A 13,621-nucleotide genomic window follows, 5' to 3' on the forward strand; every position below is an offset into this window, starting at 1 on the left:
TGGCTCCATGCATCGTTCATATACTTGACAGTTAAATTCACATATATGTACTTTTTCCTCAAGCAAGAAATGAAACGAGGGCCTGGCGGCCGGCAGCAGCGGGCTGCCGCGCTCGGCACGGGAACGCGTCAAGGAGAAGCAAATGAAGAGGAATTTGGTCTGGGCTGTCTCGGCGCTCGCGCTTTCGCTGCCGGTCTCGACGATGCCGGCGCAGGCGCTGGAGCTGAAGGTCGCCGACTCCTTCCCCGCCGGCCACTATCTCGTCCGCCTGATGCTCAAGCCCTGGATGGACGACGTTACCAAGCGCACCAACGGCGCGGTGACCTTCACCTATTATCCGAACCAGCAGATCGGCAAAGCGGCGGACATGCTGCGGCTGACCCAGTCGGGCGTTGTCGACATCGGCTACATCGGGCCGTCCTATGTCTCCGACAAGATGCCGCTGTCGGAAGTCGCGCAATTGCCGGGCGCGTTCGCCACGAGCTGCGAAGGCACGATCGCCTACTGGAAGACCGCGCGCGAGGGCATTCTCGCCAAGCAGGAATATGCGCCGAACAAGATCAAGCTATTGTTGGCCGTGGTGCTGCCGCCCTATCAGGTGTGGACCGCCAAGGCGAAGGTCGAGACGACGAAGGACATGCAGGGCCTGAAGCTGCGCACCACCGGTGGCGCGCAGGACCTGACGCTGCGCGCGCTCAGCGCCGTGCCGGTGCGCATGGCCGCGCCTGACGCCTATGAGTCGCTGTCGCGCGGCACGATGGACGGTCTGCTCTTCCCGATGGAAAGCGTCGTCGCCTATGGTCTCGACAAGCTGGTCAAGCACGCCACCGAAGGCGTCAGCTTCGGCAGCTTCATCGTTGCCTATTCCATCAACCAGTCGGTCTGGGACAAGCTGCCCGACGACGTGAAGAAGGCCATGAATGAGGCCTCCGATGCGATCGAGCCGACTGCCTGCGCTCAGGTCGACAAGGAGACGGAGACGACCAAGAAGCATCTCCAGGACGAGGGCGTCAGCTTCGATCCTCTGCCGGAGGCGACGCGCGCCGAGATGAAGGACAAGCTGAAGGGCGTCGGCCAGGAATGGGCCAGCGGTCTCGACAGCCGCGGCAAGCAGGCATCCGCCGCGCTGAAGGAGTTCGAAGGCTTGCTCGCTTCCGGCGGCGCGAAGAACTGATAGCACGACACCAACAAGGAGGCGCCAGAGGTGATCAAGCAAGCGGGAGATGTGCTCGGCGCGCTGGAGCGCGCGCTGACGGTGATCGCGGTGGTGTTCCTGTTCGTGATCATGGTACTGGTCGTGACCGACGTGTTCATGCGCTACGTGCTGAACCAGCCGTTCTCCTTCACCTATGACCTGATCGGGCTCTATCTTCTCGCCGGGGTGTTCTTTTTCACGCTGTCGGACGGCTTGCGCGAGCATGCGCATGTCGGCGTCGACATTCTCGTGTCGCATTTCTCGCCGGCAGGGCGACGGCTGTCCGAGATCATCACCGCGCTGACCGGTCTGTTCGTGTTCGTCCTGATCTGCAAGGTCGGCTTCGAGCGCGCGCTGGAGAACTACGAGCAGCACGACGTTCTCTCGGGCGCGATTCCCTGGCCGACCTGGATCTCTGCGGCCTTGGTGCCGTTCGGCTGTGGCGTGCTGGTGCTGCGGCTGGCGCTGCAGCTCATCGGCAATGTGCTGAGCCTCTTCAGCGGGCGCGATCTCTATCCGTTGCCGCCGGTCACCGGCGTCGGCGAAGCGCGAACCTTCGAATAGCGGCGGGCACTCATGACTCCTCTGATCGTTCTCGCCCTTCTCTTTGCCCTGCTCGCGCTCGGCACGCCCGTCGGCTTCGCGATGGCCTTCGCAGGCTCGGTCGGCCTCGTCATGGTCGGCGGCTTTGCGACCCTGTCAGGCATTTTGCAGACGGCGCCGCTGTCGACCGTCTCCTCCTACGAGCTCATCACCATCCCGATGTTCCTGCTGATGGCGGACCTCGTGCTGCTGTCGGGCGTCGCGGATGATCTGTTCAAGACGGCATCCGCCTGGGTCGGCCGCGTTCCCGGCGGCCTTGGCATGGCTACGGCGCTCGCCGGCGCCGGCTTTGGCGCGATCTGCGGCACCTCGACGGCCTCGGCCGCGACGCTGTCCTCGACCAGCCTGCCGGCGATGATCCGCCAGGGCTACGAGCCGAAGATGGCGGCTGGTGTCGTCGCGATCTCCGGCACGCTGTCGATGCTGCTGCCGACCAGCGTGGCGCTGGTCATCTTCGGCCTGCTGGCCGAGGTGAACATCGGCAAGCTCCTGATCAGCGGCATCATCCCCGCGATCCTCGTCACCATCACCATCATGGCCACGATCTACTTCCTGGTCTGGCAGGATCCCTCGCGCGCCCCGGCCGCGAAGTCGGCGCCGTGGCGCGAGAAGTTTGCGCTGCTGTGGCAGGTCTCGCCGATGGTGGTGCTGTTCTCGATCGTGACGGGTACGATCTATCTCGGCGTGGCGACGCCGACGGAAGCCTCGGCCTTCGGCGCCTTCGGCGCCTTCCTGCTCGCGATCGTCAAGGGCAAGATCACGCCGAGCACGCTCTACAAGACGCTGCTGCGCGCCTGTCACGGCACCTGCATGATCATCATGATCCTGGTCGGAGCCTCGATCTTCGGTTACTTCTTCACGCTTACCCATGTGACGCAGGACCTTGTCGCCTGGATCGGTAGCTTGCCGACCTCGCGCTGGGTGATCATCACCCTGATCCTGTGCGGCTACATCGTACTCGGCTCCTTCATGGACCAGATCGCGATCCTGGTGCTGACGGTGCCGATCGTGCTGCCGCTGATCAAGACGCTCGGCTTCGATCCGATCTGGTTCGGCGTGATCAAGATCGTCACCGCCGAGGTCGGCATGATCACGCCGCCGGTCGGGCTCAATTGCTTCATCGTCGCCCGCTATGCCAAGCGGCCGGTGGCGGAGGTGTTCCACGGCACCTTCCCGCATTTCATCGCACACCTGATCGCGATCGCGATCCTGGTGGCGTTTCCCTCGATCATTCTCTGGCTGCCCTCGCAGATGGGGCGCTAGCGCTCAACGAGCCTCCAGAAAAGGAGACCAATCATGGATTTCGCGCTCACCGATCAGCAGGAGGCCATTCGCGACGCCATCGCCAAGATCTGCGAAGGCTTTCCCGATGCCTACTGGCTGAAGAAGGACCACGACGGCGGCTTCCCGCACGACTTTCACAAGGCGCTGGCCGATGCCGGCTGGCTCGGCATCTGTGTGCCAGAGGAATATGGCGGCTCCGGGCTTGGCATCACCGAGGCCGCGATCATGATGCGCACGATTGCGGAGTCCGGTGCGGGCATGTCCGGCGCCTCCGCCGTGCACATCAACGTGTTCGGGCTCAACCCGGTCGTCGTGTTCGGCACCGAGGAGCAACGCAAGCGCATGCTGCCGCCGATGGTCGAGGGCCGCGAGAAGGCGTGCTTCGCCGTCACCGAGCCCAACACCGGACTCAACACTACCCAGCTCAAGACCCGCGCGGTCGCCAAGAACGACCGCTACATCGTCAACGGTCAGAAGGTGTGGATCTCTACCGCGCAGGTCGCGCACAAAATCCTGCTGCTGGCGCGTACCACGCCGCTGGAAGAGGTGCGCTCGCCCACCCACGGCCTCAGCCTGTTCTACACCGATTTCGACCGCAACAAGATCAAGGTCCACGAGATCGAGAAGATGGGCCGCAAGATCGTCGATTCCAACGAGCTGTTCTTCGAGGATTTCGAGATCCCCATGGAAGACCGCATTGGCGAAGAAGGCCGCGGGTTCGAATACATCCTGGAAGGCATGAACCCCGAGCGCATCCTGATCGCGGCCGAGGCGGTGGGGCTCGGCAAGCTCGCGCTCTCGCGCGCGACCGAGTACGCCAAGACGCGCGTGGTGTTCAACCGTCCGATCGGCAAGAATCAAGGCATCCAGCATCCGCTCGCGGTCAACTGGGTCGAGCTCGAGGCCGCCTGGCTGATGGTGATGTCAGCGGCCTGGCAGTACGACAAGGGCATGCCCTGCGGGGCAGCCGCCAATGCGGCAAAATATTTTGCGGGCGAAGCCGGCTTCTCGGCCTGCGAGCAGGCGGTGATGACTCATGGCGGCTTCGGCTATGCCAAGGAGTTCCACGTCGAGCGTTACCTGCGCGAGATCCTGATCCCGCGCATCGCACCGGTCAGCCCGCAACTCGCACTCAGCTTCATCGCGGAAAAGGTGCTCGGGCTGGCCAAGTCGTACTAATCTTACCCGCGGACCGTTCGGCCGGATCGCCATGAACCTTGCTCATCATCTGCTGCGTGCTGCAAAGGCCGACGCCTCCGCGCCGGCGCTGCTCAAGGGACTGACGCCGGTCGCCGATTACGGCCGGCTCGCCAAGACGGTGGCCTCGCTGGCCGCCTCGCTGCAACAGCGTCTTGGTCTTGCCAAGGGCGATCGCGTCGCGCTGCTGATGAAGAACGCGCCGGACTATGTCGCCTGCCTCTATGCGTGCTGGCATGCCGGGCTGGTTGCCGTTCCCATCAATGCAAAGCTGCATCCGCGCGAGGTCGCGTTCATTCTGGACAATTCGGGCGCCGCGGTCGTGTTCGTGACCGAGGACATGGCAGGCGTCGCGTCGGAGGCCTTGGCGCTTGGCGCAGGCAAGCCACGCATCATCGAGATCGGCTCAGCCGAGCATCGCGGCCTTGAGAGGACCGATGGCATTGCGATTGCCGATGTCGCGATCACCGACCCTGCCTGGATCTTCTACACCAGCGGCACCACCGGGCGGCCGAAGGGCGCGGTGCTGAGCCACCGCAACCTGCTGGCCATGGCGTTGAACTATCTCGCCGAGATCAACCCGATTGTGCCCGGCGAGGCGCTGCTGCATGCAGCGCCGATGTCGCACGGCTCCGGCCTCTATATGGTGCCGCATGTGTTCGGCATGGGGGCACAGATCATTCCCGAGAGCGGCCGCTTCGAACCGGACGAGATCCTCGAGCTGACGGCAAAGCGCGACGGCATCTCCTTCTTCGCTGCACCCACCATGGTGCGGCGCCTGACGGTTGCGGCGAAAGCGGCGGGCGCGAGCGCGCCGGGGCTGAAGACCATCATCTATGGTGGTGGTCCCATGTATGTCGCCGATTGCAAGGCTGCGCTCGCCGTGTTCGGACCGAAGCTCGCGCAGATCTATGGTCAGGGCGAGACGCCGATGACCATCACCTATCTGCCCAAGTCGAAGCATGTCGATTCCGGGCATCCGCGCCATGAGGAGCGCCTGGCATCGGTCGGCATTGCGCAGGGCGTGGTGCAGGTCCGCACCGTGGACGAAGCCGGGCGGGATGTAGCGCCGGGCGAGATCGGCGAGATCATCGTGCGCGGCGATACCGTGATGTCCGGCTATTGGCAGAATCCGGAGGCCACCGCGAATACGCTGCGTGACGGCTGGCTCTATACTGGCGACATGGGCGCGTTCGACGCCGACGGCTTCCTCACACTGAAGGACCGCTCCAAGGACGTCATCATCTCCGGGGGCACCAACATCTATCCGCGCGAGGTCGAGGAAGTATTGCTGCGGCACGAGGCCGTCGCCGAAGCTTCGGTGATCGGCCGTCCGCATCCGGAATGGGGCGAGGAGGTCGTGGCCGTCGTCGTTCCCGTCGCTGGCAAGACCGTGACGCGCGACGAGTTGGACCAGATCTGCAACGCCTGGATCGCGCGCTTCAAGCGGCCGAAGCACTATTATCTCACCGGTGAGCTGCCGAAGAACAGCTACGGCAAGATCGTGAAGATGGAGCTGCGCACGCTGTTGAGTGAGGCCTCCACGCGCCTTGCGCCGATGGACTAACCCACGATGCCAGGTGACGCAGCGCCGATCGATTTCACCGGCCTGATCCGGGACGGCGGTCTCGTCGTGTGCGGGCAGGCGACCGCAGAGCCGGTCACGCTGACCGAAACGCTGGTGACGCAGGCGGCGCATCTGCCGCCCTTCCGCATGATGGTCGGGCCGCTGTTCTCGGAGACGTTCTCCACTTGCGCGCCCAACGTCTCGTTCCAAAGCTATGGCGTGATCGGCAATGCGCGGCGGCTCGCGAAAGCCGGGCGGCTGGAGGTCATTCCGAGCAACTACAGCGCCTTCTGCGCCGACTTCGCCGCGCGCCGCCACCGCGCCGACGTGGTGCTCGTGCAGCTCGCAGAAGCCGCCGACGGCCGGCTGAGCGCGAGCCTCTCCAACGACTATGTCATCGATGCCGCGCGCGGCGCGCGCCTCGTCATCGCCGAGATCAATCCGGATGCACCCTTTACATTCGGCGCGGAATGGCCCGCGGACGTGCCGATCCATATGCGGGTGGCGGCCCGGCGTGTGCCGGTCGAGTTGCCGTCGACGCCGCTCGACGACGTCTCGCGGCAGATCGCGGCGCATGCGGCGAGCCTGATTGCCGACGGCAGCACGCTCCAGTTCGGGGTGGGGCGGATCCCGGACGCGATCCTGTCCTCGCTCTCCCACGCGCGCAACCTCGGTATCCATTCCGGCCTGATCAACGACGCCGTGGTCGATCTGATCGAGCGCGGCGCGGTGACCAATGCGGACAAGGGCATCGACGCCGGGATCACCGTCACCAACCAAGTGATCGGCACGCAGCGGCTCTACCGCTTCGTGCATCAGAACCGGGCGGTCGCGGTGCGGCCGACGTCCTACACGCACGGTCAAAATGTGCTGGCGCGGATCAACCGGTTGGTTGCGATCAACTCGGCACTCCAGGTCGGGCTCGATGGCGCCGTCAATTCCGAGACGCTCAATGGCGTCGCGATTGGTGCGATCGGCGGGCAGCTCGATTTCGTGCGCGGCGCCAATGCATCCAATGGGGGCAGGGCGATCATCGCGCTGCCGGCGACTGCGTCCGACGGCACCAGCCGCATCGTCGTCAATGTCGAGACCGTGACGACGCCGCGCGCCGACGTCGATGCTATCGTCACCGAATGGGGCGTCGCGGAGCTGCGCAGCTGCGGCCTTGCCGAGCGTGCGCGCCGCATGATCGCGATCGCGGCGCCCGAGCACCGCGATGCGCTGGCGGCGTCAGTTCATCATCGCAAGTGAAGGACGCTGGCTCTCATCGGATTCGATGACGCCAGGCAGATCCGCAGCGTCGCCCGCGATCATGCCGGACATCCGCCAGAACAGATGGGCGAGCCGCGAAAACACCAGCCGGTCGCGCTCGGCGACGGCCGTTCCTTCCGGAATTGTCAGGGTCTCGAGCCCCACTACCTTCCTGAAATCCGGCCAGATCGTCATCGACTGCGCGACCACGGAGACGCAGCGCGGATCGTCGTCGTTCTCGTCGGGCGCCGGCGGCAGGCCCGGATATTGCGTCGGTGCGGTGTAGAACTTGTAGGCACCATGGCCGAGTTGGAGCAGGAATTTCTCGGAGACGGCGATGTCGTTGGCAAAGGACACCAGGCGGGCATCGCGCAGGACCTCCGGGGAGATCGCGGCGAGGTCTTGGGCGCGGAGCGCCGAGCAGAAGGCCAGATGGCGATTGTGCTCCCGGAGCAGGTTGGCCAGCGGCTGCTGCTGTTGCACGGTGTCGGTAAGCAGGATGATGGTTTTCAGCATCGTGTGTCGTCCGTCAGGGGAAAAGATGGCGCGCGGTCATGACCGCATCGTCGGATGCGTGCGCGGCGAAGAAATCGTTGGCGATCTTCTGCCCCGGGGCGATCTCCAGGATGCGGTAGCGCGCCAGGGCGGCGGCTTCGCGCGCGGCGCCGACATCCTCCTGCCAGGCGCACAGCGACAGCTCGAACCGGCCGTACCCGCCGCAGTCGGCGGCATAGGCGCCGGTCACGGCTTCGACCGTCGCCGCAACCGCGGTCGCGTCGCTGGCCGCGATGTCGCGCAAGATCACGGCGATGCCGTTGCCAGTCGTAGCTTTCGAGGTCATCACCATGAAGGCGTCGCGAGCGCCGGTGCGGCCGGCGCGGCGGGCGGTGCGCACGAGGCCGGCGAAACCGGGATCGGGCCCGAGCTCCAGCGTCGTCGTTCGCTGATCGTGCAGGATCACGGCGCGGCTCGCGCCGAGATCGCCTTTCAGCGCGTGATAGGATCGCGGCAGCCATACGGTGTCGAGCGGCACCTGCGACGAGGTCAGGCTCCAGGCCTGGTCGAGCAGATAGCCCTCCCAGACCGCGGGATAGGACGCGGCGAGCTGCTGCCAGGCGCGCAGCAGCAGTTCGGCGTGCGCGGTGCGGCCGAGATAGAGCGTACGCGCCGACATCTCCCAGCGGTTCCACTTGTGGAGCGCGACGTCGCAACGGAGGAAGGACGGTAGCAGCGGCAGCTCGCGCAACACGGCGCCGGCTTCGACGAACAGCAGCGGTTCGCGATATTTGTTCCACATCCGCACCATGAACTCGGCCTTCTCGAAGCAGAGGATGCGGTCGTCAAACTGGGTCTCGATTGCCTCGATATGGCTGTCGAGGCGCAGGCGCTCGAGCGATTGCCTCAAGCCTGAGGAAATATTCTCGCCGCCGCCGCGCGGATAACAGGAGACGATGCGCGGCCGGGCGGCGGAGGCATCAGCGGCGGTCAGGAATTTCGACCAGCCGATACCGCCCCACCATATTTCATGCGGGCCGTCCGCGCCGCAGGGGCCGACGGTGCCGAACTCGGTCAGCTTGGACTTGAGGAAATCGAAGCCGGGATTCTCGCTTCCGGGAATGACGACGGCGCTGGCAGGGGTAAGCGCGCGGTAGAACAGTTCGGCCGCGGCGCCGCTCGGCAGTTCCTTCAGGAGGATGAGGCCGCCGTGTCGTCCCTCAAGGTTGGCGTCGAGCGTCGGCGCACCGTATTGCCCGACCAGCCAGGTCAGGCGATCGCGCTGGGCCCGGCCAAGCTGGATGCCGCCGGCTTGCAGCAGGCGATCAAGATTTGCGTGCGTCTCGTCCGTCAATTCCGTGTCCCCTCGCGCCGTGTCGGATCGGCGCTTTTCTTAGCCCATGGACTTCAACGACCGGGGCGGCGCGATCAGGCGGACTATCTGGAGCTGGTGCCGAGCGGCGCGATCGCCACGGAATAGACCGCGATGTCCTTCGTCATCGGAGCGACCGGGATCAGCAGGCAGCCGTCCTCGGTCTCGGCGCGATAATGCTCGCCGGTCCGCTGGATGCCGGCGTAGACCAGGCTGGCGTCGGCGATGCCGATCACGTCCTGGCTCTCGGCGGCTTCGCGAACATCCTCGCCTTGCTGGACAGTCACGCGATGGAGAAGGCCTTGGGGCGCGAATTTCGCCAGCGGCAAGGCAATCATGCTGATTGCCATGGTGCGAGACAGGGGAATGCGCAAACGCAGCTCGCCGAGTCCGGTGCGATAGATGGTGACCGTCTCAAGTGCCGCATCGCCGCCGGCGCGGAACAATCCGACCTGAACCGAGCCACAGGGGCGTTCCTCGAAGACGTCGGCGGGCAGGCGATTGGCGCCGAACAGCACATAGAGATAGCCGTAGGACGGTGACAGGCGCGCGAAGCTGCCCGCGAGCCACATCGGCGGCGCGGCCGACGCGCAGGCGGCCGAGAGGCCGCGCGCGGTGATCTGGTCGCGGACGAAGCGGCTGTCGAGCATCGGCGCCAGCGCATGTGTGCCGAGGTTGACGTCGTGCTTCAATCCGCCGAGCAGCGCCAGTTCGTCCTCATCGGGCAGCAGCAGGAGCCGCGCCAGCGTCGCCGCGCTCCAGCGCGCGGCGACGTCGGGTGCGGCGTAGGGATGCAAACCGAAATTGGCCGCGACGCCCACGGCGCTCTCCGCAAAGGCCAGTGCGCCGGCCTGAATCTCCGCGGCAAGCGCGATCTGGCTTGCGGGACGCGGATTGATCTCACGCAGCACCGTGCCGCCCTCGTAGTCCCGCACCGAGCCGTCGGCCGAGCAGCAGGCCTGCTCCAGCAGTGCGACGTTGCGGCTCAGCATGCGCTTGGCATGCGGCGTGATTACGAGGTCGGAGATGAAGCCTTCCGCACAGTCCTCTTCGGCGATATCGTCAAAGGCGTCGTCGAGGGAGATCAGATAGGCGCCGTGCAGGCGAACCTTGATGCCCTCCTGGTCGAAGACGCGGCGCAGCGCTTTCTGCACGCTGCCGGAATAACCGAGATCGGCGAGCACGAGATCGGTGCAGTCGTCAAAGCCCGGGATTGCGTAACGGAGATAAGCGAGCAAGCGCCTGCGCAAGGCCGCGGCGAGCGCGACGATTTCACCGGCGTCCATCAGGTCGGGAAGGGCGGCTGCGAGCTCTTCGCCGGTAGCGATTCCGCCGGGAAACCTCGCAAAGAACGCGACGACTTTCGGCGACGTGATCTTCATCATGTCGTGGAACGTCGTCGCATCGATCTTGAAGACCTTGCTGAGGAGATCGACGAGCGGGTCGATCGTGTCGGCCGAGGCGATCAGGCTGACACGGCGATTGATCTCGAGATAGGCCGAGGCCGTGCCGTTCAGGCCCTGCCAGATCCGGTGCGACAGGAAGCCGTCGCGGCCGAGGAAGCCGAGGGCAACCTGCCGGCCCGGGCCCGCGACCTCCTTGCATCGTCTCGCCACAAAGGCGTTGAAAGCCGTCATCACCGGGCCGAGGATGGTGAGTCCCAGATGGAATGCGGGAGACTTCTCGGCACTGCCCGCTGCCACCATGCGTCGCAAGGTACGCGCGCCATCATCGAGCCGCGACGGCGCGTTCTGGCAGAGCAATTCGAACAGCGCGGTCTCGCGTTGAAAGATCGACGCCAGCTGCGGCGTGGCCTGTGGATAGTAGCGCGGACGAATGCCGTGGCGCCGCGCGCCCCTGATGTCGGCCTTCTCGTTGTCGCCGACGTGAAAGGAGGCGGCTGCATCGATGCCCTGCCCGGACAGGTATTTCGCGAACAGGGCTTCGCTCTTGCTGCTGCCATGGTCGCAGGAGGCGTAGAGGAAATCCCAGGTCAGGCCGGGCCAGCAAGCCCGCAACAGCTGCGCCAGCCGTTCGGAATCCCAATAGGTGTCGGAGATGAATCCGACGCAATGGCCGGCGCGCTTCATGTCCAGATATTGCCGCAGCATGTCGGGATTGGCACGGCAAAGCGCGAGCTCCGCGTCGAACTCGGCATCGACCAGATCGTTCAGGTCACGGCGTTCGAGGCCGAACAGCCTGAACGGAAAATAGGAATAGATCTCGGTGACGTGAACTTCGCTCGCTCCGCGCTTGTCTTTCGCAGTCTTGCGTGCGCGCGCTTCGGCCTGGATTCGATGCTGAACGAAACTCGCGGAAACACTCGGAGAAGAGCGCGAAACGCCGGATAGCTCGTAAGTCCTTTCAAATACGCCATCTGGCGTCGTGCAGGCGCGAACGAGAAACGTATCGAAAACATCGAATGACCAAGCAGAAACATTTTGCGTCCGACATTTTGCGTCGACTGTCGCGATCGTCATGTCAAGAATCCCCGTCCAACACGCGATTAACGTGCGTGTGAGTGAACTCAGGCGGCACGACGACGAAAAAAGTTCACGCGCGATTCAAAATCGCGCTCGTCGCGACTGACAGATTCAAAAAAATCGCTAGGTTCGAAAAAGGTGATTCGGAAAAAATTGCCGAGTGAAGAAGCGGTCTCGCGGCCGTTTACACTCAGACACAATTGATCCTCAGGCGCGCGATGCGCGTGCCGTTCGATCACCTGGTGCCGCGTAATCTAAGCGTTTTTCGAGAACACATCTGTTCGGGATCGATGATCCGCAATGGTGCGAGACGATGTCGATGATTGCAGGACGAACGCGCGATATTTGCGTGCTGTCGGCAATTATTGCCTGTTGCCCGGCAAAAGATTCCGGATAACATCTTGAAAAAACTCAGAAAATCTCCGCCTGGATTGTTCTGGTGTCGCGTTCAACGCGTGGAAGCTGCGTGGCATGTGCGCCGCCGGCATTGCGGGTTGGAGATTGCGGGATGAGTTACGCTGCTGATGTCTGGGCTCCCGCCGAGGCGACGGTGCCGGCTGATGCGACCGTGCCGGTGATGCCCTCAGTGGCGCTCGCGCCCGACAATCCGCCGGTCGCCGACGTTGTCTTCGACGAGGACAGCGAGCTCCTGGACAGGCTTGCCACCGGTGATGAAGCTGCATTCCGGATGCTGGTCGAGCGGCATATCGATCGTGCCTACGCGATCGCGCTGCGCATCATCGGCAACGCGGCGGATGCCGAGGACGTGGTGCAGGACACCATGCTCAAGATCTGGACTCATCGCGGGCGTTGGCAGCACGGCCGCGCAAAATTCTCGACCTGGCTTTACCGCGTCATCTCCAACCGCTGCATCGACCTGCGCCGCAAGCCGCGCACCGAGAATGTCGAGACGGTGCCGGAAGTTGCCGACGGCCAGCCGGATGCTGCTGAAATCATCGAGCGCAACGAGCTGAACGGCATGCTGGAGCTGGCCATGCAGCGCCTGCCAGAGCAGCAGCGCATCGCGGTGATCCTCTCCTACCACGAGAACATGAGCAACGGCGAGATCGCGCAGGTGATGGACACGACGGTCGCCGCGGTGGAGTCGCTGCTCAAGCGCGGCCGCCAGCAGCTTCGCCAGCTCCTGCGCAAGCACGAACGCGACATCCGAACCGCGTTTACCGACTACTAACCATAAAATTCCGCTCTCGGAGAATTTCCCGCCTGATCTCCTTGCGCTCCGTCGTTTGAGCGAACGGACGGGGCTGCGGTCCGCGTCGTCAATCGTCTTCCACGATGCGGCACGCCATGCCCATCAGCACAGGAGCCTTCGATGCCTGCAATTAACACCAACACTGCCGCGAACTCCGCGGTCCGCTACCTCAACATCAACTCCGCGCAGGAGAGCAGCTCGCTCTCCAAGCTGTCGAGCGGTTCGCGCATCACTTCTGCCTCCGACGACGCTGCCGGCCTTGCGATCTCCACCCGCATCTCGTCGGACGTCACCACGCTGCAGCAGGCCGCGACCAACGCGTCGCAGGCGACTGCGATCCTGCAGACCGCGGACGGCGGCGCTTCGAACATCTCCGACATCCTGGCCCGCATGAAGTCGCTGGCCTCGGAGTCCGCCTCGGGCACCACCACCGATTCAAGCCGGGCCTATATCAACTCGGAATTCACGCAGCTCACGAGCGAAATCGATTCGATCGCGAGCGGCACCCGCTATTCCAGCCAGAGTCTGCTCGATGGCTCCAGCGTGTTCTCCTCCGGCGTCTCGGTCCTGGTCGGCTCTTCGGGCTCGGACACCATCACGATCAAGCTGACGAGCCTCACGGCGTCCTCGCTCAGCGTCTCTTCGCTCGACGTCAGCTCGCTGTCGGATGCGACCTCGGCACTGACCGTGCTGGACACCGCGATCGATACGGTTTCCGCGGCTCGCGCCAGCATCGGCGCGCAGGAGTCGCGGTTCAACTTCTCCTCCGACTCGATCTCGACCCAGACCCAGAACCTGCAGGCTGCGAACTCCGCGATCAAGGACGTCGACATCGCGGCCGAGCAGGCCAAGCTGTCCTCGGCCGAAGTGAAGACGCAGGCCGCGGTGTCGGCCGAATCCGCGGCGAACCAGATGCCGCAATACCTGCTCAAGCTGCTCGGCTAAGACGCCTGGCCTAACG

Annotated in this window: 12 protein-coding genes; 8 read left to right on the forward strand and 4 right to left on the reverse strand. The window is 64.4% G+C overall.

Annotated elements, in window-relative coordinates; translation table 11 throughout:
- Nucleotides 1-142: 142 nt before the first annotated feature.
- From dctP to K289_RS0141755, 6 genes are read left to right on the forward strand one after another with little or no spacing between them, the layout of a single operon-like run.
- Nucleotides 143-1,174, forward strand: coding sequence for a TRAP transporter substrate-binding protein DctP (gene dctP, locus K289_RS0141730; protein WP_027556704.1), 1,032 nt, complete (start codon nt 143-145; stop codon nt 1,172-1,174).
- A 30-nt stretch (nt 1,175-1,204) separates the two neighbouring features.
- A complete protein-coding gene (locus K289_RS0141735) occupies nt 1,205-1,759 on the forward strand; it encodes a TRAP transporter small permease (protein WP_027556705.1) in 555 nt (184 codons plus the stop codon).
- A gap of 12 nt (nt 1,760-1,771) precedes the next feature.
- Nucleotides 1,772-3,061: a TRAP transporter large permease gene (locus K289_RS0141740; RefSeq protein ID WP_027556706.1), complete on the forward strand. Its 1,290-nt coding sequence runs from the start codon at nt 1,772-1,774 to the stop codon at nt 3,059-3,061.
- A 33-nt stretch (nt 3,062-3,094) separates the two neighbouring features.
- A complete protein-coding gene (locus tag K289_RS0141745) occupies nt 3,095-4,261 on the forward strand; it encodes an acyl-CoA dehydrogenase family protein (protein ID WP_027556707.1) in 1,167 nt (388 codons plus the stop codon).
- 31 nt (nt 4,262-4,292) lie between these two features.
- Entirely contained in the window at nt 4,293-5,846 is a 1,554-nt protein-coding gene (locus K289_RS0141750; RefSeq protein WP_027556708.1) for an AMP-binding protein, read from the forward strand.
- Nucleotides 5,847-5,852: 6 nt separating this feature from the next.
- The gene (locus K289_RS0141755) at nt 5,853-7,097 is read left to right on the forward strand and encodes an acetyl-CoA hydrolase/transferase family protein (RefSeq protein WP_027556709.1); all 1,245 of its coding nucleotides are present in this window, start codon (nt 5,853-5,855) and stop codon (nt 7,095-7,097) included.
- Here the strand turns inward: K289_RS0141755 and K289_RS0141760 are convergent.
- The 4 genes from K289_RS0141760 to K289_RS51360 all read right to left on the reverse strand — a co-directional run bounded on the left by K289_RS0141760 (nt 7,077) and on the right by K289_RS51360 (nt 11,686).
- Complete coding sequence (locus K289_RS0141760; RefSeq protein WP_027556710.1) at nt 7,077-7,613, reverse strand: hypothetical protein; 537 nt, start codon at nt 7,611-7,613, stop codon at nt 7,077-7,079. The genes K289_RS0141755 and K289_RS0141760 overlap by 21 nt on opposite strands.
- A 13-nt stretch (nt 7,614-7,626) precedes the next feature.
- Nucleotides 7,627-8,946, reverse strand: coding sequence for a hypothetical protein (locus K289_RS0141765; protein ID WP_027556711.1), 1,320 nt, complete (start codon nt 8,944-8,946; stop codon nt 7,627-7,629).
- A gap of 83 nt (nt 8,947-9,029) precedes the next feature.
- A complete protein-coding gene (locus K289_RS0141770) occupies nt 9,030-11,444 on the reverse strand; it encodes an HAD family hydrolase (RefSeq protein ID WP_027556712.1) in 2,415 nt (804 codons plus the stop codon).
- A 47-nt stretch (nt 11,445-11,491) separates the two neighbouring features.
- A complete protein-coding gene (locus K289_RS51360; RefSeq protein ID WP_156918488.1) occupies nt 11,492-11,686 on the reverse strand; it encodes a hypothetical protein in 195 nt (64 codons plus the stop codon).
- A 269-nt stretch (nt 11,687-11,955) separates the two neighbouring features.
- Here K289_RS51360 and K289_RS0141775 point away from each other — a divergent pair, with 269 nt between their 5' ends.
- On the forward strand, nt 11,956-12,639 hold the full coding sequence (locus K289_RS0141775; RefSeq protein ID WP_027556713.1) for an RNA polymerase sigma factor: 684 nt from the start codon (nt 11,956-11,958) through the stop codon (nt 12,637-12,639).
- 141 nt (nt 12,640-12,780) lie between these two features.
- A complete protein-coding gene (locus K289_RS0141780; protein ID WP_027556714.1) occupies nt 12,781-13,605 on the forward strand; it encodes a flagellin in 825 nt (274 codons plus the stop codon).
- Nucleotides 13,606-13,621 lie beyond the last annotated feature (16 nt).

Source organism: Bradyrhizobium sp. Cp5.3 (genome assembly GCF_000426265.1).
Taxonomy (GTDB): Bacteria; Pseudomonadota; Alphaproteobacteria; order Rhizobiales; family Xanthobacteraceae; genus Bradyrhizobium; species Bradyrhizobium neotropicale.

Excerpts from the sequence above, each read along its gene's own strand:
- K289_RS0141770 (WP_027556712.1), bottom strand. The coding sequence starts at position 11,444 with ATGACGATCGCGACAGTCGACGCAAAATGTCGGACGCAAAATGTTTCT.
- K289_RS0141760 (WP_027556710.1), bottom strand. The coding sequence starts at position 7,613 with ATGCTGAAAACCATCATCCTGCTTACCGACACCGTGCAACAGCAGCAG.
- K289_RS0141745 (WP_027556707.1), top strand. The coding sequence starts at position 3,095 with ATGGATTTCGCGCTCACCGATCAGCAGGAGGCCATTCGCGACGCCATC.
- dctP (WP_027556704.1), top strand. The coding sequence starts at position 143 with ATGAAGAGGAATTTGGTCTGGGCTGTCTCGGCGCTCGCGCTTTCGCTG.
- K289_RS0141755 (WP_027556709.1), top strand. The coding sequence starts at position 5,853 with ATGCCAGGTGACGCAGCGCCGATCGATTTCACCGGCCTGATCCGGGAC.
- K289_RS0141740 (WP_027556706.1), top strand. The coding sequence starts at position 1,772 with ATGACTCCTCTGATCGTTCTCGCCCTTCTCTTTGCCCTGCTCGCGCTC.
- K289_RS0141780 (WP_027556714.1), top strand. The coding sequence starts at position 12,781 with ATGCCTGCAATTAACACCAACACTGCCGCGAACTCCGCGGTCCGCTAC.
- K289_RS0141750 (WP_027556708.1), top strand. The coding sequence starts at position 4,293 with ATGAACCTTGCTCATCATCTGCTGCGTGCTGCAAAGGCCGACGCCTCC.
- K289_RS0141775 (WP_027556713.1), top strand. The coding sequence starts at position 11,956 with ATGAGTTACGCTGCTGATGTCTGGGCTCCCGCCGAGGCGACGGTGCCG.